At 61.4% G+C, this 25,137-nt stretch carries 24 protein-coding genes and 1 tRNA gene; 18 read left to right on the plus strand and 7 right to left on the minus strand.

Going from position 1 to position 25,137, the window contains the following annotated elements; genetic code table 11:
- Positions 1-145 precede the first annotated feature (145 nt).
- On the minus strand, positions 146-1,015 hold the full coding sequence (locus DC366_RS00700; RefSeq protein WP_108690272.1) for a LysR family transcriptional regulator: 870 nt from the start codon (positions 1,013-1,015) through the stop codon (positions 146-148).
- Positions 1,016-1,110: 95 nt separating this feature from the next.
- Between DC366_RS00700 and DC366_RS00705 the strand changes: the two genes are divergently transcribed.
- The 4 genes from DC366_RS00705 (at position 1,111) to DC366_RS19780 (ending at position 4,701) form a co-directional block, all read left to right on the plus strand.
- Positions 1,111-1,341 (plus strand): heavy-metal-associated domain-containing protein, encoded by a 231-nt coding sequence (locus tag DC366_RS00705; RefSeq protein WP_108690784.1) that lies wholly within the window; start codon positions 1,111-1,113, stop codon positions 1,339-1,341.
- Between the two features lie 63 nt (positions 1,342-1,404).
- Positions 1,405-3,324: a heavy metal translocating P-type ATPase gene (locus DC366_RS00710; RefSeq protein ID WP_108690785.1), complete on the plus strand. Its 1,920-nt coding sequence runs from the start codon at positions 1,405-1,407 to the stop codon at positions 3,322-3,324.
- Between the two features lie 78 nt (positions 3,325-3,402).
- On the plus strand, positions 3,403-4,050 hold the full coding sequence (locus DC366_RS00715) for a DUF924 family protein (RefSeq protein ID WP_108690273.1): 648 nt from the start codon (positions 3,403-3,405) through the stop codon (positions 4,048-4,050).
- A 261-nt stretch (positions 4,051-4,311) separates the two neighbouring features.
- A complete protein-coding gene (locus DC366_RS19780; protein WP_165802819.1) occupies positions 4,312-4,701 on the plus strand; it encodes a helix-turn-helix domain-containing protein in 390 nt (129 codons plus the stop codon).
- Between the two features lie 338 nt (positions 4,702-5,039).
- Here the strand turns inward: DC366_RS19780 and DC366_RS19595 are convergent, their stop codons facing one another.
- Positions 5,040-5,387 carry a hypothetical protein gene (locus tag DC366_RS19595; RefSeq protein WP_133176148.1) on the minus strand — a complete coding sequence of 116 codons (348 nt, stop codon included), beginning with the start codon at positions 5,385-5,387 and terminating at the stop codon, positions 5,040-5,042.
- A 409-nt stretch (positions 5,388-5,796) separates the two neighbouring features.
- Between DC366_RS19595 and DC366_RS00730 the strand changes: the two genes are divergently transcribed.
- The 3 genes from DC366_RS00730 (at position 5,797) to DC366_RS00740 (ending at position 8,417) form a co-directional block, all read left to right on the plus strand.
- Positions 5,797-6,477, plus strand: coding sequence for an acetyltransferase (locus tag DC366_RS00730; protein WP_108690276.1), 681 nt, complete (start codon positions 5,797-5,799; stop codon positions 6,475-6,477).
- Positions 6,474-7,400, plus strand: coding sequence for a hypothetical protein (locus tag DC366_RS00735; RefSeq protein WP_108690277.1), 927 nt, complete (start codon positions 6,474-6,476; stop codon positions 7,398-7,400). The genes DC366_RS00730 and DC366_RS00735 overlap by 4 nt, the downstream gene beginning before the upstream one ends.
- A gap of 72 nt (positions 7,401-7,472) precedes the next feature.
- A complete protein-coding gene (locus tag DC366_RS00740) occupies positions 7,473-8,417 on the plus strand; it encodes a glycosyltransferase family 2 protein (RefSeq protein ID WP_108690278.1) in 945 nt (314 codons plus the stop codon).
- Between the two features lie 72 nt (positions 8,418-8,489).
- Here the strand turns inward: DC366_RS00740 and DC366_RS00745 are convergent, their stop codons facing one another.
- On the minus strand, positions 8,490-9,437 hold the full coding sequence (locus tag DC366_RS00745) for a GNAT family N-acetyltransferase (protein ID WP_108690279.1): 948 nt from the start codon (positions 9,435-9,437) through the stop codon (positions 8,490-8,492).
- 178 nt (positions 9,438-9,615) lie between these two features.
- On the opposite strand from DC366_RS00745, the gene DC366_RS00750 reads away from it, so the two are divergent.
- Both DC366_RS00750 and DC366_RS00755 read left to right on the plus strand, forming a co-directional pair.
- Complete coding sequence (locus tag DC366_RS00750) at positions 9,616-10,026, plus strand: sugar 3,4-ketoisomerase (protein WP_108690280.1); 411 nt, start codon at positions 9,616-9,618, stop codon at positions 10,024-10,026.
- Positions 10,023-11,117 carry a DegT/DnrJ/EryC1/StrS family aminotransferase gene (locus DC366_RS00755; protein ID WP_108690281.1) on the plus strand — a complete coding sequence of 365 codons (1,095 nt, stop codon included), beginning with the start codon at positions 10,023-10,025 and terminating at the stop codon, positions 11,115-11,117. The genes DC366_RS00750 and DC366_RS00755 overlap by 4 nt, the downstream gene beginning before the upstream one ends.
- A gap of 774 nt (positions 11,118-11,891) precedes the next feature.
- On the opposite strand, the gene DC366_RS20540 is transcribed toward DC366_RS00755, so the two are convergent.
- From DC366_RS20540 to DC366_RS00770, 3 genes are all read right to left on the minus strand, one after another.
- Positions 11,892-12,203: a DUF6538 domain-containing protein gene (locus DC366_RS20540; protein ID WP_369333105.1), complete on the minus strand. Its 312-nt coding sequence runs from the start codon at positions 12,201-12,203 to the stop codon at positions 11,892-11,894.
- Positions 12,204-12,278: transfer RNA gene (locus DC366_RS00765), tRNA-Gln, on the minus strand. It abuts the gene before it with no gap.
- 128 nt (positions 12,279-12,406) lie between these two features.
- Positions 12,407-12,889 (minus strand): SH3 domain-containing protein, encoded by a 483-nt coding sequence (locus DC366_RS00770; RefSeq protein WP_243404994.1) that lies wholly within the window; start codon positions 12,887-12,889, stop codon positions 12,407-12,409.
- A gap of 123 nt (positions 12,890-13,012) precedes the next feature.
- Between DC366_RS00770 and DC366_RS00775 the strand changes: the two genes are divergently transcribed.
- The 5 genes from DC366_RS00775 (at position 13,013) to DC366_RS00795 (ending at position 20,363) form a co-directional block, all read left to right on the plus strand.
- Positions 13,013-13,993 (plus strand): 2-hydroxyacid dehydrogenase, encoded by a 981-nt coding sequence (locus tag DC366_RS00775; protein WP_108690284.1) that lies wholly within the window; start codon positions 13,013-13,015, stop codon positions 13,991-13,993.
- Complete coding sequence (gene ggt / locus DC366_RS00780; RefSeq protein ID WP_439331640.1) at positions 13,990-15,732, plus strand: gamma-glutamyltransferase; 1,743 nt, start codon at positions 13,990-13,992, stop codon at positions 15,730-15,732. The genes DC366_RS00775 and ggt overlap by 4 nt, the downstream gene beginning before the upstream one ends.
- Positions 15,733-15,827: 95 nt before the next feature.
- Entirely contained in the window at positions 15,828-16,973 is a 1,146-nt protein-coding gene (locus DC366_RS00785) for a hypothetical protein (protein ID WP_108690285.1), read from the plus strand.
- An 87-nt stretch (positions 16,974-17,060) separates the two neighbouring features.
- On the plus strand, positions 17,061-17,747 hold the full coding sequence (locus DC366_RS00790) for a hypothetical protein (protein WP_133176149.1): 687 nt from the start codon (positions 17,061-17,063) through the stop codon (positions 17,745-17,747).
- A gap of 108 nt (positions 17,748-17,855) precedes the next feature.
- On the plus strand, positions 17,856-20,363 hold the full coding sequence (locus tag DC366_RS00795; protein WP_108690787.1) for a GcvT family protein: 2,508 nt from the start codon (positions 17,856-17,858) through the stop codon (positions 20,361-20,363).
- A 567-nt stretch (positions 20,364-20,930) separates the two neighbouring features.
- Here the strand turns inward: DC366_RS00795 and DC366_RS00800 are convergent.
- Positions 20,931-21,239: a hypothetical protein gene (locus DC366_RS00800; protein WP_165802820.1), complete on the minus strand. Its 309-nt coding sequence runs from the start codon at positions 21,237-21,239 to the stop codon at positions 20,931-20,933.
- Between the two features lie 27 nt (positions 21,240-21,266).
- Here DC366_RS00800 and DC366_RS00805 point away from each other — a divergent pair, with 27 nt between their 5' ends.
- The 4 genes from DC366_RS00805 to DC366_RS00820 all read left to right on the plus strand — a co-directional run bounded on the left by DC366_RS00805 (position 21,267) and on the right by DC366_RS00820 (position 25,107).
- Positions 21,267-22,508: a phage/plasmid primase, P4 family gene (locus DC366_RS00805; RefSeq protein ID WP_165802821.1), complete on the plus strand. Its 1,242-nt coding sequence runs from the start codon at positions 21,267-21,269 to the stop codon at positions 22,506-22,508.
- Between the two features lie 387 nt (positions 22,509-22,895).
- A complete protein-coding gene (locus tag DC366_RS00810) occupies positions 22,896-23,201 on the plus strand; it encodes a hypothetical protein (RefSeq protein WP_133176150.1) in 306 nt (101 codons plus the stop codon).
- Positions 23,198-24,607: a terminase large subunit domain-containing protein gene (locus DC366_RS00815; RefSeq protein WP_108690290.1), complete on the plus strand. Its 1,410-nt coding sequence runs from the start codon at positions 23,198-23,200 to the stop codon at positions 24,605-24,607. The genes DC366_RS00810 and DC366_RS00815 overlap by 4 nt, the downstream gene beginning before the upstream one ends.
- The gene (locus tag DC366_RS00820; RefSeq protein ID WP_108690291.1) at positions 24,607-25,107 is read left to right on the plus strand and encodes a hypothetical protein; all 501 of its coding nucleotides are present in this window, start codon (positions 24,607-24,609) and stop codon (positions 25,105-25,107) included. The genes DC366_RS00815 and DC366_RS00820 overlap by 1 nt, the downstream gene beginning before the upstream one ends.
- The last annotated feature ends 30 nt before the right edge of the window (positions 25,108-25,137 follow it).

Genomic DNA, 25,137 nt, shown 5'->3' on the forward strand with positions numbered 1-25,137 from the left:
CGAATTGAACTGGTTCAGTATCTTTCGGATTTTATTTAGTAAAATAACCACTATCACAGATACTTGCCCGCGCAAAACTGCGCCTTTCGCATTCTTTCACGCAATGCAAATTTCCGGGCTATAGCTGGGAATGCGCGTCAGCCCCCTACAGGCTTTCAGCCAGTGCGGGTGTCAGAAAGTCCAGAACGGCACGGATGCGGGCAGTGTGGCGCAGGTCTTCGTGGGTCAGCAGCCACAGATCAAGGCCAAAGGCCTCAGGCAGTTCTGCGACACGGGTCAGGCCCGGTTCCAGGTCAGCGACGGCGCAGGGCAGCACCGCAAGACCGATCCCGGCCTTGGCCAGACGCACGGCACAGGCCACCGAGTTTGATCGCACCGCCGGGCGCATTCCCGGCAACAGCTTGTCCAACTGGCGCGTCAGCGGGGCGTGGGCGCTATCAAATCCGATCCAGTCATGCTGTGTCAGGTCCGCGCCGGGGTGGGCGGCGCAGTAATCCGCCGCCCCGTAGATCGCAAACTGCAGTTGCCCGACCCGCCGTCCCACCAAGGTTTCCGGCGGAGTGTTCCCGATGCGCAGCGCGATATCGGTTTCCCGCCGCGACAGGTTGAGCGTTTCGTTGCCGACCACGATCTCCAGCTCGATCCCCGGATACATGTCGCGAAAGCGCCCGAGATGATCTGCCAGCGGCCCGAACGCCAGCATGTCGATCGCCGTGATCCGCACGGTGCCGCTGAGGCGCAGATCCTGCCCGGTGACGGTGCGGTCAAGCGTCGTGACATCGGCCTCGATGCGTTCGACGATGCCAAGTGTTTCCTCGCCCGCTGCTGTCAGCGCATAGCCGGTCGGCAGACGCTCGAACAGTCGCACGTCCAGCGTTTCCTCAAGTCCGGCGATCCGGCGGAACACAGTGGAATGGTTGACGCCGAGGCGGCGCGCGGCGCCTGCGAGGCTGCCCGCACGTGCCACGGCCAGAAAGACCCGCAGATCGTCCCAATTCGCAAGCTGTGCACTCATGCAATCGCTCCTTGCCGGTTTCGCCAATCCCTGTGCGCAGAGTAAATGACTATATCTATTCCAAGCGCGACAACAACTCACGAAAGGATTTCGCCATGTCCAACAAGACAATCCATACGAAACTGCGCAGCGACGAGCTTTCCTGTCCGTCCTGCGTGTCAAAGCTCGAAAATGCGCTGCTGGCGCTGCCGGGCGTCACGAGTGCCGAGGTAAAGTTTGCCAGCGGGCGGATCGATGTCGAGCATGATCCAACGCTCACCGACGTTGACGCCCTGGTGCACTCCATCGCCAAGACCGGCTATACCGCCAAACCTTCGGCGTTCTAGACCTCCACCCCTTTCCCCGCTGCCCCTTGGCGGCGGGGCTTTCCGATGCAAGGAGACAAGATCATGTTTGCCGGACTTATGAACATCCTGAGGCATCCCGTCAGTCGCCGCAAATGGCTGACCATCGCAAGCGGTGTGTTCATCGCCACGGCGCTGGTCGCTTGGTATGGGTTCGGATTGGCCGCGCCCTGGGCGCCGCTGATGACCATTGCCGCCGCTCTCGCCGGCTATGACATCGCGCTGCGGGCCTGGAGCTCTCTGCGCCAGCGTCAGCTCAGCATCGAGTTGCTGGTGATCGTGGCCGCGATTGGCGCGCTCTTCATCAACAACCACTGGGAATCCGCTGCCGTTACGTTCCTGTTCATGCTGGGCGCGTGGCTGGAGTCTCGCACCATGAGCCGCACGCGCGGCGCGCTGAAGGCGCTGATCGATGCGGCACCAGTGACGGCGACTGTCCTGCGCGATGGCGAGACGATCGAGGTGGCCGCCCATGAGGTGGGCTTGGGTGAGACTGTTCTGGTCAGGGCCGGTGAGCGCCTGCCGGTCGATGGCGAGGTGATCGACGGCACCGCCGCGGTCAACGAGGCGTCGATCACCGGCGAGCCGATCCCGGCGGAAAAGGCCCCCGGCTCAAAGGTCTTTGCCGGAACGCTCGCCGAAAACGGTCTGTTGCATCTGCGTGCCACCGGCGTCGGCGCCGACACCACGCTGGCGCGGATCATCACCCGCGTTGAAGAGGCGCAAGAGGCCAAGGCCCCGGCCCAGCGGATGATCGAAAACTTTGGGCGCTGGTACACGCCGGGCGTATTCGTCATGGCGATCATCAGCTACATCGTCACGCGCAACGCCGAGTTGGCGCTGACGCTGCTGGTCGTCAGCTGCCCAGGCGCGCTGGTCATCTCGACCCCGGTGTCGGTGATTGCAGGGATCGGGCGCGCAGCCCGCGCCGGTATCCTGATCAAGGGTGGCGAGCATCTGGAAAACGCCGGGCGCATCACCGCGCTGGCGCTCGACAAGACCGGCACGCTGACCGAAGGCCAGCCGCGCCTGGCCGAAATCGTGGCGCTGAAAGGCCAGAGCGAGGCCGATGTCCTGCTCTGGGCCGGTATCGCCGAGACCGGATCGACCCACCCGCTGGGCCGCCCGATCATCGAAGCGGCGCGCAAGCAGGGCCCTCTGCCCACCGCCGAGTCTCTGGAGGAGATCGCCGGCATGGGCCTGATCGCGCGCCATGACGGCCATCAGATCGCTGTCGGCAGCCACCGCCTGTTCGATCATCTCAAGATCGACTTCGACACCGAGGCGAAAGACGGCATCGCGCGCCTGCACGGGCTGGGCCACACCGTGGTGATCGTGGCGAGAGGCGGCGGGGTCGTGGGCCTGCTGGGTCTGGCCGACATGCCGCGTGCCAGTGCCAAGCCGATGATCGACCGGCTGCACGCGCTGGGGGTTCACCGCGTCGTCATGCTGACCGGCGATCAGCGCCCGGCGGCCGAGGCGATTGCCAGCGCGGTCGGCGTCGACGAGGTGCATGCCGCGATGATGCCTGACGACAAGCTGGAGCATATCCGCGCGATACGCGCTGAGGGCCTGCATGTGGCGATGGTCGGCGATGGCATCAACGACGCTCCGGCCCTCGCGGCGGCCGATATCAGTATCGCGATGGGCGCGTCGGGCAGCGACATCGCCATCGAGACGGCAGACATCGCCCTGATGACCGACGATCTGGGCAAGATCGCCGAGGCGATGGAAATCGCCCGCGCCACGCTGGCCAACATGCGCCAGAACCTTGTAATCGCGGTCCTGACCGTTGTGGGCCTGCTGTTCGGGGTCTATACCGGCACTGTCCACATGGCCGGTGGAATGCTGGTTCACCAGCTGTCGGTATTGGTCGTCATCCTCAACGCGATGCGCCTGCTGCGCGTGCCGAAAGCCCACCGCGCCAGAGCCGCTGAAGAGGGCACCGAACGCGTTGCCGCATAAACGTCGGCACACATCGTACAGCGCCCGCGCTATGTTGGCGCGGGCAATGCATTTCACCTCGCCGGAAAGGAAGTTGACATGACGGTAATCAAGGATCGCCAAGAATGGGATGATGTTCTCGATTTCTGGTTTCCTGAAGGGCGCTTTCTCGATGTGGATGAGCAGACCCACCATGCACATTGGCGTTGGCGCATGCAGGGCGGCGCGGACGCCCAGATCATCGCGCAGTTCTCAGATCTGACCAGGAACGCGGCGGGTGGCAACCTCGATCACTGGGCGCAAGATCCGCACGGGCGGCTGGCGCTGATCATCCTTCTCGATCAGTTCTCCCGCTCGGTCTGGCGCGATGACGCGCGCGCCTTCGCGCAGGATCCCCATGCTCTCTCGCTGGCAACCGAGGGGCTTTCGAACGGGCACTATGCAGCGTTGGAAGCGCCTTGGTTTCAGGTCGTCCATGGCCTGCCATTGGGGCATTGCGAAGGCCCCGATCACTTGGAGCGGCTCGACCGGCTGATCCGCCTGCGCGAAAACATCGCCGCCACCGCGCCACGCCACTTAGGACCGATCTACTCGGCCTTGGCCGACCAGGCCCGCGCCGTTCGCAAGCTCATTGCGGCATTCGGCCGACATCCTCATCGCAATGAAATACTGAACCGCATATCGAGTGCTGCTGAGGAGGCGTACATCGCCGAGGGCCAGTTTCCTCATATGAAGGCATTCAGATAGGTTCTCGGCGCGCCCGGAAGGCTGGCTATCCCGGATGCGCGGCCGCCCGCGCCGCCCGGCGAGCAAGATCAGCAAACCGGCCGCGCCCGTCGCAGTAAACACTTGTGCGACCATTAGTTTAAACACGCGTGCGACCAAATCCTCAGATCACCTGAGCCAGCTTGCTGGTGGCTCTGTTTCCAAAGAATGATTTCAGAAAACTGGCTGGGGTGGTGGGGTGTTGAGGTAAGTTATAGATATGTAAATATAAGGTCGCGCATCTTGGGATATGGGGTCAATTCAACGGGCAGAAAAAGTTCCTGTCGTGAACCAAGGCGTATCACAGCGTGGGGCCAACGGGAGAACAAGTTCCAAGGCGTCCAGACTAGCGAAACTGGCGACAGTGCGAGTGTCATTAATCTGCCCGAACGTCGAATGATCCGGCGCGGGTTTCTCATTCCGGCGACATTTCTTCTGATGCAAAAAAGCGCGATCGGATTTCTTCTGGTACTGGGTGTAATCAGTCCTTCAACGCCGGATGCGCGTCCCGAATATCTTACCACCCGAGAAGTGGCGGAACTCACCAAGTACAAGAAGGCTACGCTGGAGGCACTTCGAGCAAAACGCCAAGGTCCTCCGTTCTATCGCCAAGGCTTCAACATTCGCTATTGAGACGATGAGGTCCGCGAATGGATGGAGCGTGACCGCGAAGCCGGGGCGATGGTGTCAGATCAGTTTGAACGGCCCCGGGTTTTCGAAAGGATAAAACTCTCAGATGATGACCCTTATGGAGTCGAAGGAGAAGCACACTCCGACATACACGGCCGAGTTCCGTGAGCGCGGCATTCGGCTGTATCGCGAGCACCGGTCTGCCTGCCGGGCGATCGCCTCGAAGCTTGTGTCCAAGACAAGGACGCGCTGGATTTCAGCGCCGGTCTCGGCATCGCGGTGCGCAAATATCAGACTGACATCAGTCCGAGCGATTAATTTCTTGCGCAAATTGAATTTCATCAAAAAATTTGCGCCTCAACGAAGATCTCACTCGCTAACTCCGGCATGCGTTTGCCAAGCTTATAAAGCCCGTTCATCACATCTCGCCCCAGTGCGTCTACCAAAGGCTCCATTTGCCTATGGGTGAAGGGTTTGACCAGATGGCCGCCGGTGTCGGTAATCGCAAGTCCGTGACGCCGCAGCTGCGCCGTCAGGTCGGGTAGGTCGTAAACACGCGGTTGTTGTAGGCTCGCGTTGCGCGGGCTGATTGCCTTCACGTCGTCGATCAGGCCCATGGCGCTGGCCAGTTGGCGATGCAAGGATGCGGCATTGGGGACGTTGATGTGCAGAACGGTCTCTGTAGTCATCTGTCGGCGCATGGCCGCGATCAGGCGGTCCGAATCTGGGACTTCATGAAGCAGCCCGGAACAAAGTAGCACGTCGATCTCACGCGGAACCCGATCCGCTAGGTCCTCGAAGAACCCCTGCACGACGCGAAGATGAGGCAGTGTACTGGCTCGCGCGTGGTCTGCGAACGTCTGCGACGGCTCCACGATGAGCCAGTCATTCCAGCGTCCACCGGCGTCGCTGTAGCCCTGGGCCTGCAAATCGGCGAAGATTCACAATCCCCTTCCAGTCTTCGGGTGGCGCCGGGGCGATTGATATGTCAACATCTCAGGAACCAGCTAGAACCCGTATGGATCGGCAGTTGAGCAGAGGCATGCTCAAACTACGTATCCACCATCTTGTACAATATGAGCATAACTAGGCTATCTTATGTCGCAAAATCTACTTCTGATCGGAGCCGGTGAGTTCGCCGATATCGCTTATGAGTATTTCACTGTGGACAGTGAATATAGCGTGGTAGGGTTTGCGGTCGAACGTGAGCACCTGACTCAAAGCGAAAAATTCGGCCTTCCTGTGGTCGCTTTGGACGAAGCGGCATCGATTTTCGATATCGAAACTACAAAGGCACATGTCGCAGTCACGTCGACACAACTCAACAGGGTCCGCGAGCGCCTGATCGGGCTCACGAAAGATCATGGTTATACGCTGGTCAACTTCATTAGTCCCCGGGCGATGGTTTGGCGAACGGCGAAGTTGGGATCGAATGTTTTCATTTTCGAAAATAACGTAGTCCAACATGGCGTTCAAATTGGGAATGGATGTGTTCTTTGGTCCGGAAACCACATCGGTCACCAGACACAGATTGGCGATTATTGTTTTCTGTCATCCCATATCGTGGTTTCCGGTTACTGCAACATTGGTCCGCGTAGTTTTGTCGGCGTCAACGCAACGTTTGCCGATGGTGTGACGGTGGGTGCTGACAGCTTGGTCGGTATGGCAGCCGTCATCAACAAATCATTCGAGAGGCCCGGACAGATACTGAACGGACACCCAGCGGAAGCGTCTAGGGTTTCTTCCTATCGCTACTATAAGCTAAAGCCACCGAAATGACCTGGCGCAAGATGGGGTTGGCCTTTTGCCCTGATGGCCGACAAGTTTGGGCGCGACACTCATTCATGACACCGAGTCCCTGGCTGCGCGATAAAGACACGATACGTGTTTTCGGCGGAATGCGGGACGATAAAGGAATCAGCCGAATTGGCTGGGTGGATTTGGACAGTTCAAATCCGCTTGATGTCAAAGCGGTTTCCGACAGTCCGGCCCTTGATCTAGGCGCGCCCGGCATGTTCGACGACAATGGAGTGATCTTGGGTGACGTGCTCGAGGTGTCGCCTTATGAGCTACGCCTCTACTATGTTGGCTTTCAACTGGTTGAAAAGGTGAAATTCATGGCGTTCACCGGTGTGGCAATCAGCGAAGACCGTGGCGATACCTTCACGCGCCACCGGACTACACCGATATTGGATCGCTGCCCCGAAGGCACGTTTATTGGCGCGATGCACTCCATAGCGCGCCTGCAGGATGGCCGGTATCGTGCATGGATATCACGTGGCCGTGGCTGGCAGGAGATAAATGGCCGGCAATATCCGCAATATGATTGTTGGACTGTCGTAAGTGACGACGGATTGTTTTTCGATAATGCAAAAGCTCAGCGCATCATCACTCCGAACGAAAACGAATATCGGATCGGCCGTCCACGTGCCAACTTGATGAAGGATGGGACCTGGGAGTTGCGTGCAACATCAGACACCTATTCCAAACAATATTCCAGCCACAGATTCTTGTCGCCAGACGGTGTCAATTTCTCGCGAACCGAGGACGATGAACTTCCGCGTGGCGAGGCCGGGAGTTGGGACGATGAAATGACGTGCTATCCTGCGCATATCGAAGCTTCGAACACGTCCAAGTTCCTATTTTACAACGGGAACGGCATGGGGCGCACCGGTGTCGGCGTCGCGCGTTGGATCGATTAGAGCGTTATTGCCCGCCTCCTTTTCAGGGCACAATTTCAGGACACAATTCGATCCTCCGCAGGAGCCAGCGAAATGACCGAGGCGACAAAGCCACTCGCAGCAAGCTTCATTTTACTCTCGTACAATCAGGAAGATACAATTGTGGCTTCTGCTCAGTCTGTACTCGATCAGGCATGTGAGCCAATTGAGGTGATCCTTTCAGATGATGCTTCAACAGATGAAACCTTCAAGAAGATATCCGATCTGGCGCACTCATACCGAGGTCCTCACCGCATCGTCGCACGTCAAAATGCTGTGAATATGGGTGTAAATCGGCATATAGAACGCGCCATCAAGCTGGCCGACTCCGATCTCATGATCTGGACGGCAGGAGATGACATCAATTTTCCGCATCGCGCACAACGAATTATCGATGCGTATCGCAAAACCGGCGCAAAACTCATCTTCTCGGATGCGCAAACTGTGCTTAAGGACGGCTCACGTGGATCAGACGCCTATAAGCGCGCGCTGTTGTACCATGAAAGTAGCGTGAAATCGGCGGCGATTTCTTTCGCGCTGTATCTTGGCGCTACCGCTGCATGGCACAAGGATTTGTATCGTAAATACGGCGGCTTTCCCGCCGAGCGGGCCTATGAAGATCTCATTCTCGGATTCCGCGCAGTTCTTGAGGACAGCATTCACTACATAGAAGAGGAATTGGTCTTGTATCATGAAAGCATAGGAGTCTCGAGCCAACTACGCGCTGGACAAGGAGAAATCGATAACAGAACGCGTCGCATAGAAATCTTGCGCAATCTTCGGCGTGTTCTCGAACAGCGGCTAAAGGATGCTGACATCTACGGTTTGTCACGGAATGATCCTGCCAGACGTGTCTTGGTCAGCAGGATTCACTCGATGACCACGCGTCTCGACTATTATCGAAGGCAGCCTGGGGCGACGCGACGCTTTTTGACCCGTCCCCTCACGACGACACACGCATTTTTATCCGAGATGTTACGAGATTTTCGTAAGCGATGAGGGCGGGCAACACGCAGTTATCTGCATGGACGGCGGGCTTTAGCCCAAGCCCACGCGAGCCACAACTTACCTTCAGCCCAGATCCCATTCATACTGCTCGAACAAGACACTCCGCGCTCCGAACATTTCTTTCTGTCTTGCCAACCCGGTGTTCAGCGTTCGTCCGCCATTTGTGGTCGAAATGCCGAAATTGAACCACGTTCTGTCCGAATAGATCTCATCGAGCAGATGGGAAACGATCAGGTCGAGCGCGCCCTCGCGCCGTCCCGCATCGGTGGTCGCCATATATTGCACATGCGCCACCTGGCCACAGTCGAAAACCAGCAGTCCGCCTTGGAGCAGATCACCTGCACAAGCAAGGTAAAGGCGAATTCTCTCGGGGAAATGCGCGCGAAGCAATTCGATCTCTTGTAGGCTATGGGTCGGTGCCGCCCCGTGCGCATCGCTTAGCCGCTCAGTAAGGATGCGCCAAAACGCGCTGAAATTGTTGCTTTTCTTTACCTCCAGACCCGCCTTGCGGGCCCGGCTGGCGCCCTGCCGTTTGGATTTGGAGAATTTCGGAGACCGTCCGATGGCGATGGCCGACGCGAGGTCACAGCGCACCAGCCGCGCGCCGGCCTGGTGCAGGGCATAGATGTCCGCTTCGGCCGGAAAGCGATGGAAGATATGCGGAATGGCCTTGTAGAGCAGCCTGTCAAAGCCCGAATTGCGCAGCGTATCGCGCAGGGAGGATACCGTCTTGACCATCATCTCCGCGGACATGGCCGACCCGGTGATGAGCCCGCCATAGGTCAGCCCGCCGTGAGACTGAAGCGTCCTTCCAACCCGATTCGCGGGCAGCAAGGCCATGATCCGGCCATTCACCTCCATGATCAGCGAATGATCCTCGAATCTGTCCGCATGATACCCCATGAAGCGGCGGTCATGCAGGAAGGTGCCATTGGCGGACGCGGCGACAAAGATGTTCCACGCCTCTTCGTCCTCGGGCGCATAGCGCCTTATCGTCAGGGGTTCGTTCATTCTGCCATGCCACTTTCCCGGGTTCGGCCCAGTGTCCCGTATCATATCGCTGGTTGGGATCCCATGATCAACACCTCTTGCACGAGGGCGCTCGACCACCGATGCCTAGGGGCAAACCCATTGTCGAAGGGCGCTTCGTCGGATACTTAATGAGCAACAAAAGCGAGGCCCGAATTCCATGTCCCTGAGCGACTGCCGTGTTATAGAACTGCCCAAGATCGCAGATGCGCGTGGCAACCTGACCTTCGTGGAGGGCGGCAATCACATCCCATTCGACATCAAGCGCGTTTACTACCTATATGACGTGCCGGGCGGCGCCGATCGCGGAGAGCACGCGCACAAGGCGTTGCACCAGTTCGTGATCTGCATGTCGGGCAGTTTCGACATGGTGCTCGATGACGGGTTCGAAACGCAGCGGTTCCATCTGAACAGGTCGTATTTCGGGGTCTATGTCTGCCCGATGATGTGGCGATACCTCGATAATTTTTCCTCCGGGTCAGTTTGCATGGTCATGGCATCGGCCCCCTACGACGAATCCGATTACATCCGGGATCGCGCGGAATTCATCAGCGCCGTGGCTGCCTCGTGAAGGTTCCGTTTCTTGATCTGCAAGCGGCCCATGCCGATATCGAAGACCGCATCGAGGCCGAGTTGTTGCGCGTCGCGCGGTCGGGCTCTTATATTCTCGGCCCGGAACTGGAGACGTTCGAGGGCGCATTTGCAGCCTATGTGCGCAGCCGTCATTGCGTAGGCTTGGCCAACGGCCTTGATGCGCTGCACCTCGGGCTGAAAGCGATGGGCATTGGCCCAGGCGATGAGGTGATCGTGCCCGCCAACACCTACATCGCCACCTGGCTGGCCGTCAGCCAATGCGGCGCGACCCCGATACCCGCTGAACCGCGCGAGGACACCTACAATATCGACCCAGAAGCCGTGCGTGCGGCCGTGACAGATCGGACACGGGCCATCCTTCCCGTGCATCTGTATGGACAGCCCGCCGACATGGACGCGCTCGAGGCGATCGCGGCGCAACACGGTCTTTCCGTTCTCGAAGACGGCGCCCAAGCGCATGGCGCGCGCTACAAGGCGCGCAAGATAGGCAGTACCGGCACCGTCGCCTGGAGCTTTTATCCGACGAAAAACCTCGGCGCGCTCGGGGATGGCGGTGCACTGACGAGCGATGATGATCAGGTCGCGGCCCGGACCAGGCTGTTGCGCAACTACGGATCGGCAGTCAAATACGAGAACCAGATGAAGGGAGTGAACAGCCGCCTCGACCCGATTCAGGCGGCTGTGCTGAAGGTCAAGCTGGGCACGCTCGACGCAGCAACAACCCGACGCCAAAATATTGCCCGATGCTATTCCGAGGCATTCTCTGCAGCCGGTCTTGGCGCGCCCTATGTGCCGGATTGGGCCGATCCGGTCTGGCATCTCTACGTCCTGCGCCACCCCGATCGTGCAGCATTCCAGCAACGGCTGACCGATGCGGGCATCGGCACCGTCATCCATTACCCGATCCCACCGCATTTACAGGATGCCTATGCGGAAGCCGGCTATGAACGGGGCAACTTTCCTCTGGCCGAGCGGCTGGCCGAAGAAGTGCTGAGTCTGCCGATGTGCCCCGCACAGACGGAGGCACAAACGGACTACGTGATCGACAACGTCGTGAGGCTGGCGTGATCACGCGATGTAAGGATTGGGGTTGTCATTCAGTCAATAGACAAGGCGCTGAAATCCTGTTGTCCACGGGGCTGCGTCATCCCCAGGAAAATCTTATCTTTCCCGGCGCCAAAGTAGTTTCTGCACCGGGACGCTATTTGTGACCACGTTAGTTTCGATCTTGGAATTTCCACTGCACGAGAGGTCAACACCATGAAAATCGACTGCATGATCATTCATCTCGAGCGCGCTCACGCGTGCCTGCCGCGGGTGGAGGCCACAGTGGACACGGTGCCGCTGCGGGCGTGGACGGACAACAGATGAAGACGACCAATCGCAGGCCTATGTTCGCAGACTGCTGCGCCCGACCTATCCACTTCCATTGCGCCAATCGGAGATAGTCACCTTCCACATCCAGCCGGGCAATTTTGTGCGCTTTCCGATCAAGCTGCGCAAGACTGCCCTGCACGATATCGCCTCCGCCGGGTCAGTTCGGTTGTAGTCACATGACCGAACCGCGCTTGGCATGGTTGCCCAGTTGGTGACCGCGAAGCAGCAAAAGCCCTTCTTGCGACGTCCCAAAAAATTCGACCGCCCCGGCGACAACGTCTTGCAAATGCAGTGGGTGCACGATGCGCGAGTGTCAACAATCTGGCCCTCTGGCGTGCATGAAATATCGGGCCAACTCTGCGGCAGCCTGATCGGCCGCAAGAGTGATTTTGGCTAAAAAATGCGGCGCGAAATTCTGGGATCAATATATCGCCGGAAAATTCACGCCCTTGCCAAACGGTACATTCATGCCCGGGAACAATGCCGAAGACCGGACAACGATATCCGCTTCACCGCGTCGCAGAGAACCTGGGTGCGGAGCGACACCGACAGAAATGCCGGCGCGCCATGATGCCGGATTTCTTCCGGCCAGCGACGGCGAAAGTGGAAGACACCATTTCTGCGGACCAGGTGCAAACGCCATTTTCTGCTCGTGACGCGCGGCGGGCGCCCCGGCCGATGCGAAGCAGTTTTTGAAGCGCCGGTATGTTCAGACGGGAAGCTGGCCGCCTGATCAATGGATGTCCCATTGGGGAGTATGGAGTTTTTCGGTGTCATTGGCTGGGGTGGTAGGATTCGAACCTACGATACACGGTACCAAAAACCGATGCCTTACCGCTTGGCTACACCCCAACGTGGCGTGGTGATTAGCCTGACGCGGCATGGGGTGCAAGACCGAATGGCAAAAATTCTGCGGAATTTGGCGGCTTTGCAATCGTGCTGGCCGCGCCGGAGCGAAAGGCGGCGCGGAAGCCCGTGGATCACTCCAGAATTTCGTCCGCGCCGACGCCCCAGATCGCCGATTTGGGCACCCAGCCGTCATAGCCGCCGACCTCCAGTTCGCACCAGCCGGGGATGCATTCGGCGATGCGCGCGATCACGCCCAGCTCCAGCTGGGCGGCGACCAGTGATTTGGGGTCGGGGTTGATATGCATCTGCAGCATGTCCTGCTCGACCAGCGCGGTGCGCACGCCCGACAGCAGCGAGTAATGCATCCATCCGCCCGCGCCATCGCGGTCGCGCACGCGCCGCCAGTGGCCATGCTCGGCGGTGATCTCCAGCGGCGTGTCGCGCTTGCGAAAGATCCAGTCGATGCGGTGCGTGCGGCTGGGCCCGCGGCGGGCGTATCCTTCGGCGGCCTTCATCGACACGAAGCGCGGCAATGGCAGGTTCGTGACCGGGCCGCGATCCTGCGCCATTGCGGCAAACGGCAACGCCGCGACGATCGCGACTGCGCAAAACATTCGGTATGGCTTGACCATATTGCTTTTTCTGCCCGATCTGACCTGCGGGGTTCTTGTGCCTCGCCCGTTCCTGCGCCACCATGTCACGAAGATATTGAACTTGAAAGATCCAGGAGGCGCTTCATGCCATCTCAACGTCTGAGTGTTGCCGTTACGCGGCGCTTGCCCGAGCCGGTCGAGGCGCGCCTGTGCGAGCTGTTCGACACCACGCTGCGCGAGGACGACACCCCCATGACCCGCGAGGAGCTGTCGGCCGCCGCGCGCAGTTGTGACGTGCTGATCCCGACGCTGTCGGACCGGATCGATGCAGGTCTGATCGGGCAGGCTGGGCCGCGGCTCAAGCTGATCGCGAATTATGGCGCGGGGGTCGATCACATCGACGTGGCGACGGCGCGACAGCGGGGGATCCTGGTGTCGAACACGCCGGGCGTGTCGGCCGATGACACGGCGGACATGACGATGGCGCTGATCCTCGCCGTCACGCGCCGCATCCCCGAGGGGCTGGCGGTGATGCAATCGGGCGAATGGCCCGGCTGGTCGCCGACCGCGCTGATGGGCGGGCGCATTTCGGGGCGGCGGCTGGGTATCCTCGGGCTCGGCCGGATCGGGCAGGCGGTGGCGCGCCGCGCCGCGGCCTTCGGGATGGAGGTGCATTACCACAACCGCAAGCGCCTGCGCCCCGAAACCGAGGAAGCGCTGGCCGCGCGCTATTGGGAGAGCCTGGACCAGATGGTTGCGCGGATGGACGTGATCTCGGTCAACTGCCCGCACACGCCGTCGACCTTTCATCTGATGAACGCGCGCCGCCTTGCCCTGATGAAGGAGGGCGCGGTGATCGTGAACACCTCGCGCGGCGAGGTGATCGACCAGAACGCGCTGACGCGGGTGCTGCGCGCGGGCGAGATCGCGGGCGCGGGGCTGGACGTCTACGAGGACGCGGCCAATCCGCGCCTGCGCGCGATGAAGAACGTGGTGCTCTTGCCGCATATGGGCTCGGCCACGGTCGAGGGGCGGATCGAGATGGGCGAAAAGGTGCTGGTGAACATCAAGACCTTTCAGGACGGACACCGCCCGCCCGATCAGGTCGTCCCGGCAATGCTGTGAGCCTGCGCGCGCTGTCCCTTGCGGTCGCGCTGCTGGCAGGGGACGCTGCCGCGCAGCAGGCCACCGATGCGATCGCGCCGGAGATCGGCGCGTTCGAGGCTCAGGCGGCATCCGCGCCGGTTCAGGCCGATGAGTGGATGGTGGTCGCCGCGCATCCGCTGGCCAGCCGGGCAGGGGCGCGCGTTCTGCGCGAGGGCGGCAGTGCGGCCGATGCGATGGTCGCCGTGCAGCTGGTGCTGGGACTGGTGGAGCCGCAAAGCTCGGGCCTCGGCGGCGGCGCGTTCCTTGTCTGGTATGACGCGGCCAGCGGCGATCTGACCACGCTTGACGGGCGCGAGACGGCGCCGCTGCACGCATCGCCCCTGCTGTTTCAGGACGCGGCGGGCCAGCCGCTGGCCTTCATGGATGCGGTCGTCGGCGGCCGCTCGGTCGGGGTGCCGGGCACCCCCATGCTGCTGGCCGAGGCGCATGCGCGCTGGGGGCGGCTGAACTGGGCGGACCTGTTTGCGGAGGCCCATGATCATGCCGCGCAGGGCTTCGAGGTCAGCCCGCGCATGGCCGCGTCCATCGCCGCCAATGCCGACACGCTGGACCGGTTTGCCGCAACGCGCGATTATTTCCTGCCGGAGGGCCGCATGCTGAAGGCCGGGGACATGCTGAAAAACCCGGCCTATGCCAAGACGCTCCAGACCTTTGCCGAGGAGGGGCCGGCCCCGTTCTATACCGGCCCCATCGCGCGCCAGATCATCCGCGCGGTGCAGTCCGCGCCGGAGACCCCCGGCACGCTCGGCGCGCTTGATCTGGCGATCTACGAGGTCAGGGAGCGCGCGCCGGTCTGCGCGCCCTATCGCGGCCATGAGGTCTGCGGGATGGGGCCACCATCGTCCGGCGCCATTGCCGTGGGGCAGATACTGGGCACGCTTGCGGGGCATGATCTGGCGGCAATGGGGCCGGACAGCGCCGAGGCGCGGCGCTTGATCGGCGATGCCACGCGGCTTGCCTTTGCGGATCGGGGCCGCTTTGTCGCCGACAGCGATTATGTGCCGGTTCCGGTCAAGGGGCTGCTGGCGCCCGGCTATCTGCAAGGGCGCGCCGCGCTGCTGGAGGGACCGGATGCGCTGCGCGAAGTGCAGCCCGGCCGCCCGGAATTCGATCATGCGCAGCTGCGGGGCGACGACGACGCGCTGGAGCTGCCCTCGACCTCGCATATTTCCATCGTGGATCGCTATGGCAATGCGCTGTCGATGACGACGACGATCGAGAACGCCTTCGGCTCGCGCCTCATGGCGGGCGGCTTCATGCTCAATAACGAGTTGACGGATTTCAGCTTTTCCAGTCACGAGGACGGCCGCCCCATTGCCAACCGGGTCGAGCCGGGCAAGCGCCCGCGCTCGTCCATGGCGCCGACGATCGTGCTGCGCGACGGCGCGCCGGTGCTGGTGCTGGGCTCGCCGGGAGGCAGCCAGATCATTCCCTACGTGGCAAATGCGATCATCGGCCATCTGGATTGGGGCATGGATGTGCAGGCGATGACTGACGCACCGCACGCGACGAACCGTTTCGGCACCTACGCGCTGGAGGAGGGAACCGGCGCTGCGGCGCTGGCTGGCCCGTTGCGCGCCATGGGGTATGAGGTGCAATTGCAGGGCCTCAATTCCGGGCTGCATGCCATTTCGCTCGGCGAGGGGTTGCAGGGCGGCGCCGATCCGCGCCGCGAAGGGCTCGCCATCGGCGAGTGAGGGCGCCGCCCGCAACTTGCCATTCCGCCATCGCAAAATCGCCCGGATTGGTGGCTAGCTCGGGGGCGAGGTGCCTTTGACGGAGTAGACGGGACATGAACTATTTTGCCATCGGATTCGGCGCCGTGGCCGTCCTTGCCGTCGGGGCCATCGATTTCGCAAATCAGGCCAGCGCGGCAGGCCAATCCCCGGCAGGCTACGCGCCCAGTGCCTATATTTCCAGCTTTGGCGCGCGCTTCGGCGCCATGCGCGAGGCCCGCGCCGAGGCCGCCGATGAAAAGCTGCGCGCGCAGCTGCGCATGGCGGGCGCGCGCGCCTATCTGCCAGATCCGCCGCCCGGATGGTCGCGCCGCGCCTGGGACGAGGGCGACAACAGCGCCATCGAGCTGGCCAAACCGCCCCTGACCGAGGCGCAGGGCGCGGCCCCTGCGGTGCCGTCGATCCTGCCCGATCAGGATGAGGTGGCAGAGCGCGCAGCGCAGGCAGAGCTCATCGCGCAATCATGGGTCTACCAGTCCGCCGATGGGCTGGTCGCGCTGCGGGCCAGCTATCATGAGGGCGATCCGGGCGGCGACGCGGCGCCGAGCGTTGGCGATGCGCAGGGTTGGGGCGTCGTGCAGGGCGTCGCATTCGGCGCGGCGGGTGCGGGCGGCGGTGACGCTCTGTCCACATCGCAGGCCAGAAGCCGGTTTCGCATGTTGCAGGCGACGATGGGATTCGACGATACCGTGCATCTGACGGTCCTCAGCAACGCAAGCGAGGGCGCGACGCGCGCTCTGCTGGAGCGGATCGACTATGACGGGCTGAACGCGCTGCTCGGCGCGCCGCTCGGCCATGTCGGGGCGCAGGCCCGCGACATCCCGCCCGCGCTGCAGCCGCGCCTTGCCAGCTTCATGATCGAGCTGCGCGATGCGTTGCTTGCCAAGCGCAGCGAGACCGCCCTGGCATGGCTAGATCGTGCGGCCTCTCCAGAGGCGGCAATGAAACTGGCCGTCGATGAAATGGCGGACGCGTGGGCGGCGGGGCGAACACCGTCGATAGATCTGAAAACGTCGCAAGATGACCCCGCGCCGGAGGCGGGCGGGCAGGGCGGCGGCCTCGGCGCGATGGTCAAGGGCATCTTTGGCGGCAAGGCCCGCAAGGAGGCGAAGGCCGCCCCCGCAGAGCCGCCAAAGCGCCTGAAGCTGTCGGGCGGCGCGACATGTCTGGACGGATCCGCCGGGCGCCTTTGCCGCGACTGACGCGGGGGCAGGGCGCGCGTGCCCCTTGGCCTTTGCGCCGGAACGCGCAAGGATGCGCCGGGATTTGCCAAGGGAAGGGCATCGCGCGTGACGGGGATTGACGGGGTAAAAGGGCGTGCCGGGTTTGCGGCGCTTGCCATCATCTGCGCGCTGGCGCTTTCGAGCTGCGCGCGCCCGCTGACGCCGAACGAGCGGGCCTTCGCTGCCGATGTCCTTGGCCCTGGCCTCGATGTCGAAAAAGTGCGCATCGCGCGCGGATTTACCCCGCTGCCGCCCGCGCCGCCTGAGCCCGATACCTCGGATCTCTATCCCGTGATCGCCGAGAATCAGATCAGCGGCCTGTGCGACCGCACATCGCCCGAACCGCGCAGCGGCCCGCCGCCCGGCTGGGCCCTCTGGAGCCGCGTTCACATGAGCCGCGAATTCTATCGCGCCGATCTGGCGCCGGACTGGCCCCGGTCCACGCGTTTTCCCCAGGCGCTGGTGCTGGCCCATGAGCTGGTCCATGTCTGGCAGTGGCAGCACCGCCGCGTCACCGGCTATCGCCCCGCCCGCGCCGCGTTCGAAAGCCTGATCAACATGGATCCCTATTTCTATGTGCCGGGGCCGGATGCGAGTTTTCTCAGGTTCGGGTTCGAACAACAGGCCGCGCTGCTGGAGGATTACGTCTGCTACGCGCTCTACGATCCTGCCGCGCCCCGCCGGGCCGAGCTGCGCCGGCTTCTGGCGCCCTATTTCCCGGTCGACCGGTTGGACGCCGCCACGGCGCAATAGCGGCGGGGTGCGGCAGGTCGGTTTCGCCATATGTAATGTCGGATGGGCCGCGCGCGGCATGCTGGACATGATAGAACCGGGTCAAGAAATGCCATGGAGTCGCAGCGCATGAAAACCAAAGTCAAAGCCCTCGTCGTCGGCGGCGGTGCCGTCGGCACCTCGATCGCCTATCATCTGGCCAAGGCGGGCTGGGATGACGTCATGCTGCTGGAGCGCGACGAGCTGACCAGCGGCAGCACATGGCACGCGGCGGGCCTGCTGCCTTATTTCAACATGAGCTACGCGACGACCCACATTCACGACTATTCGATCAAGTTCTACAAGACGCTGGAGGAGGAGACGGGCCTGAACGCCGGCTTTGCCGTGGTCGGCAACCTGCGCATGGCCCAGACCGAGGAGCGGATGGACGAATACCGCCTCTACGCCTCCACCGCCGAGACCTGCGGCGTCCCCTACGAGTGGATGACCCCCGAGCAGATCAAGGCGAAATGGCCATTGATCCGCACGGATGACCTCAAGGGCGCGCTCTATCACCAGACCGACGGCTACATTAACCCCGCCGACGTCACCATGGCGATGGCCAAAGGCGCCCGCCAGCGCGGCGTGATGATCGAGCGCAAATGGCAGGCCGATGCGTTCCACTGGACCGGCGAAGCGTGGGAAGTGACCGCCACCAAGATGGTCGAGAAGGGCGGCAATCTGGTGCCGTCCGACGAGCAGGTCGTCATCACCGCCGAGCATGTCGTGACCGCCAGCGGCAACCACGCGCAACGCACTGCGAAGATGCTGGGCATCAAGATGCCCGCGATCCCGGTCGAGCATCAGTTCATCGTGATGGATCAGGATCCCGCGCTGGTCAAATTCCGCGCCGAGGGCAATGTCGAACATCCCGTCATCCGCGACGCCGACGCGCAAAGCTATGTCCGCGAGGAACGCGGCGGCTGGATCCTGGGCGTCTACGAGCCGAATGCGCCCGCGCGCTTTGAGCATGGCGTGCCAGACAGCTTCCGCGCGGACCTGTTCCAGCTCGATCTGGAACGGATCGAGGATCAATACATGGCGATGAACCACCGCATCCCGTCCTGCGAGGAATGCGGGCTGAAGGACGATTTCAACGGCCCGATCTGCTACACCCCCGACGGCAACCCGCTGGTCGGCCCGGCGCCGGGCCTGCGCAACATGTGGCTGGCCGAAGGCTTCAGCTTTGGCATCACGGCAGCGGGCGGCACCGGCTATTACCTTGCCCAGATGATGGTGAACGGCGAGGCCGAGATCGACATGGCATCGCTGGACCCCAAGCGCTACTCCAGCAACTGGATGACCACCGAATTCGCCGCCCGCAAGAACGAGGAATGCTACGAGCACGTCTATATCCTGCACCACCCCGACGAGGAGCGCCCGGCCTGCCGCCCGCTGCGCACCGCCCCCGCCTATGACCGGCAAAAAGCGCGCGGCGCGCAGTTCGGTTTTGTCAACGGCTGGGAGCGGCCGAACTATTACGGCCCACTAGACGCGCCCGAGAATTTCGACCACGACGCGCGGTCCTTCCGCCGCGGCGGATGGTGGCAGCACGCGGTGGATGAGGCACGCGCGGTCCGCGAGGGCGTCGGGCTAATCGACGGGACGGCGTTCTCAAAACATATCGTCAAGGGCCCCGGCGCGACCCGGTTCCTCGACTGGTTCACCTGCAACAAGCTGCCAAGGGTGGGCCGCATCAACCTGACCTATGCGCTGACCGAGTTCGGCACGACGCGCACCGAATACACCATCGTGCGGACGGGTGAGAATGCCTATTACCTCGTCTCCGCCGGGGCCTGGACCGAATATGACGCCGATTTCCTGCGCAAGGCGGCGGAGGACAAGATAGAGGAATTCGGCTATATCGAGATCCAGGACGTCACCACGCAATGGGGCGTCTTTGCCATTGCCGGTCCGAAATCGCGCGACGTTCTGAAGGACGTGATCATCGATGCCGATCCCGAAACGGCCCTGTCGAACAAGCGGTTCCCATGGCTGACGGCCCGCCAGATCGAACTGGGCATGTGCCCCGTCAACGCCATCCGCGTCGCCTATACCGGCGAGCTGGGTTGGGAGCTGCATCACCCGATGGAGATGCAGAACTACCTCTTTGACCTGCTGGAGAAGGCAGGGGAAAAGCACGGCATGAAGCTGGTCGGCGCCCGCGCGCAGAACTGGCTGCGGCAGGAAAAGAGCTATCGCGCCTTCGGCAACGAACTGGGCCGCGATGCGACCCCGCTGGAGGCCGATCTGCCGCGCTTTGTCGATCTGGAGAAGGAGTTCCACGGCAAGGAGGCGCTGATCGAAACGGGCATTCGCGCCAAGTGCTGCACCTTCCTGATCGACGGGCCGGACGACGCCGATCCCTGGGGCCGCGAGGTGCTCTATACGGCAGACGGCGAGCGCGTCGGCCGCCTGACCTCGGGCGGCTACTCGGTGGCCTTCGGCAAAAGCATCGGCATGGGCTACATCAAGTCCGAACTGGTCGTCCCCGGCACGGTCCTCAAGGTCAAGATCATGGACCGGCTCTGGGACGCGACGGTGACCGAAGACAGCCCGTATGACCCGAAAAACGAGGTGATCCGCAAGGACGGATGAAACCGCTGCGCCCGTGCCGCGCGACCCGACGCGCGGCACGAGTGCGCCCTCTTGGCCGCCGACGTCGCAGGGCTCGGCTGCCATGTGTTGGCCGCGCAATGTGCCATTAACCTTCACCGGACTGGCGACAGCGCAGCTTGCGCCAGAGGCGGTTTCGCTGAGGGATAACGCGCACGCCTTTTCATTCGCTAACAGGCGCTCGAGAAGCGAAGTCAGAACCGGTCCGGATCGTCGCCAAGTGGGCCGCGGCGGGCGCCCATGCCAGAACAGGCCGCCGTTTCCGGTATGGCGTGTTATAGATGCAGCTCAAATCCTGGGGAAATTAGCTCCGGCGGTAGGGGGCTATCCGCTTGGCTAAACCACATTGATTCCAAAGAAAAATTTCACGCGACTGTACGCTGATCTTGGTCGGACTCCAGAATGTGCCCGGAGTCGTGACGTACTTCGAGCACTGTTTCAAGCATCAAAATGCCGGGCCGCAAAAACAGTCCGGTAGCCTTGACCAAGCCCTTTGCCGGATGTGTGGAAGAAAAGTGATAGTAAAAACCAAAGACGTTGCGAAGAAGGTCACACCTCGGACGCTCTGCGTTCGAGCCGGACACTTAGCTTGTAGGGGGCGGTCTCAGTGAGGACGACAATATCTCCCTCTTGGGCGTCTGAAGCCGCCAGGAAACGCCGCACCCACCGGCGTCCTCGGAAGATCGACTTGGAACCGTCGATATCGGTGACCACATGTTGCGGTCCGCCCCAATCGATCTCGATTTGGCGTGGAGCAGCTTCTGATTTGTTTTTTCCCCCGATCACATCCTGCGGAAACGCATCCATGAACTTCGAGAGATTGATATGATTGTTGCGAACGTTTGGACCGGCACCCATTGGCGCGCCGACGACCGTCTAGACCATATGACCCGCACACGGGCTTACCTGCGCAAACGCGCCGAGGATCTGATGATCTGGGCAGAACGCAAAGGCAAAGAATTGATTGAGGCCGATCCAAAGAAAGGGGAGCAAGAGGCCGCAAAGCTGAAAGCATGGGCAAGGGACCAAGGCAAGACACTGCGCCATAAAAACACCGTGGCCGCTATCGAAAGCCTTGCGAGATCGAACCCGGCGAGCGTGGCGGCACCAGATGATTTTGACGGCGACCGCCTCTTGTTAGGAACGCCGGGCGGCACCGTTGACTTACGCACTGGCGAACTGCGCGAGGCGCAGCGCGAACACATGGTGACAAAACAGACCACAATCGCGGCTGCCAATCCGGGGGGCGTGCCGCAACGATGGCTGCAATTCATGGCCGAAATCTTTGACGGCGATCAAGAGATCATCGGCTTCATGCAGCGCGCGGCAGGCTATGCACTGACCGGGATGACTACAGAACACAAGTTGCTGTTTCTCTATGGCACAGGTCGCAACGGTAAATCGGTTTTCCTCAATACGCTGTTCGATATCTGGGGCGACTACGCGCGCCGAGCGGCGGCAGAAACCTTCCTGAATACGATGGGCGATAAGCACGGCACCGGCATCGCGGGATTGCAGGGCGCGAGACTGGTGGCAGGATCAGAGTTGCCGAAAGGTAAAACATGGGATGAGGCGGTTATCAAAGACCTCACTGGCGGTGATGTAATGTCGGGCCGATTCATGCGCGGTGATTACTTTGACTTTTCGCCGCACCTGACGCTGATGATTGCCGGAAACAATCAACCGTCATTCCGGGGCGTTGATGAGGCAATCCGTGCGCGTGTCGTGCTGGTGCCTTTCCTTGTCACCATACCGGCAGAGAGGCGTGATAAGGACTTGCCTGATAAATTGAAGGCCGAGGCACCGGCTATCTTGCGATGGGCGATTGAAGGCGCGCTGGAATGGCAGAAACGCGGGTTGGACGTTCCGGCCAGCATTGTCGCGGCATCGACTGAATACATGGATGACGAAGACACCCTGGCGCAATTCCTAACGGATGAAACAGCCGAGGATGCGCACGGCTTCCTTACCACAACCGACCTGCACCAGCGGTTCGTGTATTGGTGCGACCGTCAGGGGCTGCATTCATGGACCGCCCGAACGTTGCAAAAGGAAATGAAGGGCAGAGGCTTTCAGGACCATCGCAAAACCCACGGACGAGGCTTTGTCGGGATCAAGCTACGCTAGACTATGACGCTTATGACGCTTCGTCCCTTATTGACCGTATAGTGCAAAAACGAACCTAAATTCCTTATACGGTCTATATAGGCCAATGCGTCATATCCGTCATAGTCGCCCGGTGGCATCGCAGCACGATGGGCGCAAACGATAGTTGCGAATGGCTCGCAAAAATAACAGATTTTCGGGCTTTTTTCTGTTCAATTCGCGCCGATAGTTTGATTTATACTCACTTTTCCTAATCATAACTACCGTTGTAAAACAAATACTTAGCTTTCGCTATGGTGTAGTATGTGCTATTAGGGGCGCGACAGGGGAACAAAGGCACCAGATAGCATGGCGAAAGCACCACCACCGCCCGAATTTAGCACCCGCCGGGGAACAGGCGCGGTTGTCTTGGCTGGGGTAGACGGGCGCAGCCTGATGGCGCGCAGGTTCCGCGAAATCGTCACTGGCGTTGAAAGCGATCTAGGCGGCGATCTGACAGAGGCGCAAAAGCATCTGCTGGCACGCGCTGCAACGCTGGCCGTCTGGGCAGAGGAACGCGAGAGCGAACTTGCCAGCGGAAAGGACTTCGATGCAGTGCAATACGCGACCATATCCAACGCGCTGCGCCGTCTGCTGGCCGATCTGGGCCTTGATCGCGTGTCGCGCGATGTGACGCCGGATCTTGCCGAATACATCAAGGGCAAGGCGGTATGAGCGTTTCAATCATCGAAGCGATGACCGACGAAAACCTGTTTGGCAACACCTTTGGCGCAGATAGCTTTGCAGCATGGCGCGCGCTGCTGGGGGCGTTCTATGGGCTTCCCCTTGATGATGAGGCGCAAGGCGTGGTGGAGAGCGTGACAGACCGCCAGAGCGGGCCGCACAAGGGCTTGCGGGAACTATGGGTTGCCGTAGGGCGGCGGGGCGGCAAGAGCCATGCGGCGGCACTGCTGGCCGTCTATGAGGCGTGCTTTCGTGACCATCGCGACAAGCTGGCACCGGGCGAGGTGGCAACCGTTATGGTGATCGCGAGCGACCGCCGACAGGCGCGAACCGTCATGCGCTACATCGCCGGGCTGGTAAAGGACAACCCGATGCTTAGCCGGATGGTGCGCCGTGAGAACTCCGAGATAATCGAATTCAACAACCGTTCAGCTATCGAGGTTCACACCGCCAGTCACCGGGCCGTGAGGGGCTACACGTTGGCGGCGGTTATTCTGGATGAAATCGCGTTCTGGCACAGTGATGGCGCAAACCCTGATGTTGAGGTTGTCGCGGCGCTGCGCCCGGCGCTGGCAACGCTGGATGGCCGGTTGATTGGCATATCTTCGCCCTATGCGCGCCGGGGCGTCCTATGGGACACCTACAGGCGGCACTATGGGCAGGACCGCGACCGCGTATTGGTAGCGCAAGCGCCTAGTCGGATAATGAACCCGACCTTGCCGCAGCGCGTGATTGATGACGCGATGAACGATGACGCGGCGCGGGCATCGGCTGAATATCTGGCGCAGTTTCGCACGGATATTGAGGCGTTTCTTTCGATCGAGGTTGTGTCGCTGGCGCAGCGGCAAGAGCCGATGGAGATACCGCGTCAACGGGGCATCAAGTATTGGGCCTTTGTTGATCCAAGCGGAGGCGGTGCGGATGAATTCACGATTGCCATAGGCCACCGGGACAAGGGCGGCATGGTGGTTGTGGATGCGGTGCGGGGGCGCAAGGGCAACCCGGCGGCGATCACGGCTGACTTTTGCGCGCTGGCGAAAACCTACGGCATCACAGCGGTATACGGCGACCGTTACGGCGCGGAATGGGTGCGCACTGAATTCCGGCGGCACACCGTTGCTTATCTGAATTCGCCCGGCACCCGTTCAGAGCTCTATCTAAGCATGGGCCAGGCGTTGAACGCGGGCAGGGCGGAGTTGCCACCATGTGAGATGATCGAGCGTCAGCTTTGCGCCTTGGAGCGCCGCACGTCGCGCGGGGGCCGTGATCTTATCGACCACCCGCCCGGCGGACATGATGACCGCGCCAATGCGGCGGCGGGGCTTGTGGCGTTGCTGGGGAGCGACAAGCGCCCGGATGTAACTTCTAGAACGAAACAACTTAGAGGCTTGATTTAATGGCTGACGAAAATGACGAACACAACGTTGAAGGGCTGCTGCGCAAAAACGCGGAACTATTGGCGGACATCAAGACACTGAAGGGCCGCGTTGCAACGCTGGAAGCAGAGCGGGACGCGGCGCAAGAGGCGCGGGACACGGCCAATGCCGAGGTGCAGCGCGTCAAGCTGGATGAGCCGCTTGAAAACAGCGTTGCCAGCATGTTTTCGGTGCCGTGGCGGATCATGCGCCCGGTCATCGAGGAACATTTCAAGTTTGATCTGGGCGAGGACGGCAAGCCGGTGTTTTCGGATATCGAGGGCAACCCGGTTTCGCTGGGCGAGCGGGACGCGGTATTTGCGCCGGATGATTTGCGTCAAGCCATGATGGCCGTGCCTGACCTTGCGGCAGCGATGCGACCACCGCGCGGCGGCGGGGCGCGTGGTAATGATGGCGGCGTGTCGCCTACGCCCGTTAAGTCTGGATCGGAAAAAGTTGCGCCGCGACTTGGATTGCGGTAGTATGATACCACATTGCGCGACATGGCTTGT

It is taken from the genome of Pelagivirga sediminicola, from assembly GCF_003072125.1.
Taxonomy (GTDB): Bacteria; Pseudomonadota; Alphaproteobacteria; order Rhodobacterales; family Rhodobacteraceae; genus Roseovarius; species Roseovarius sediminicola.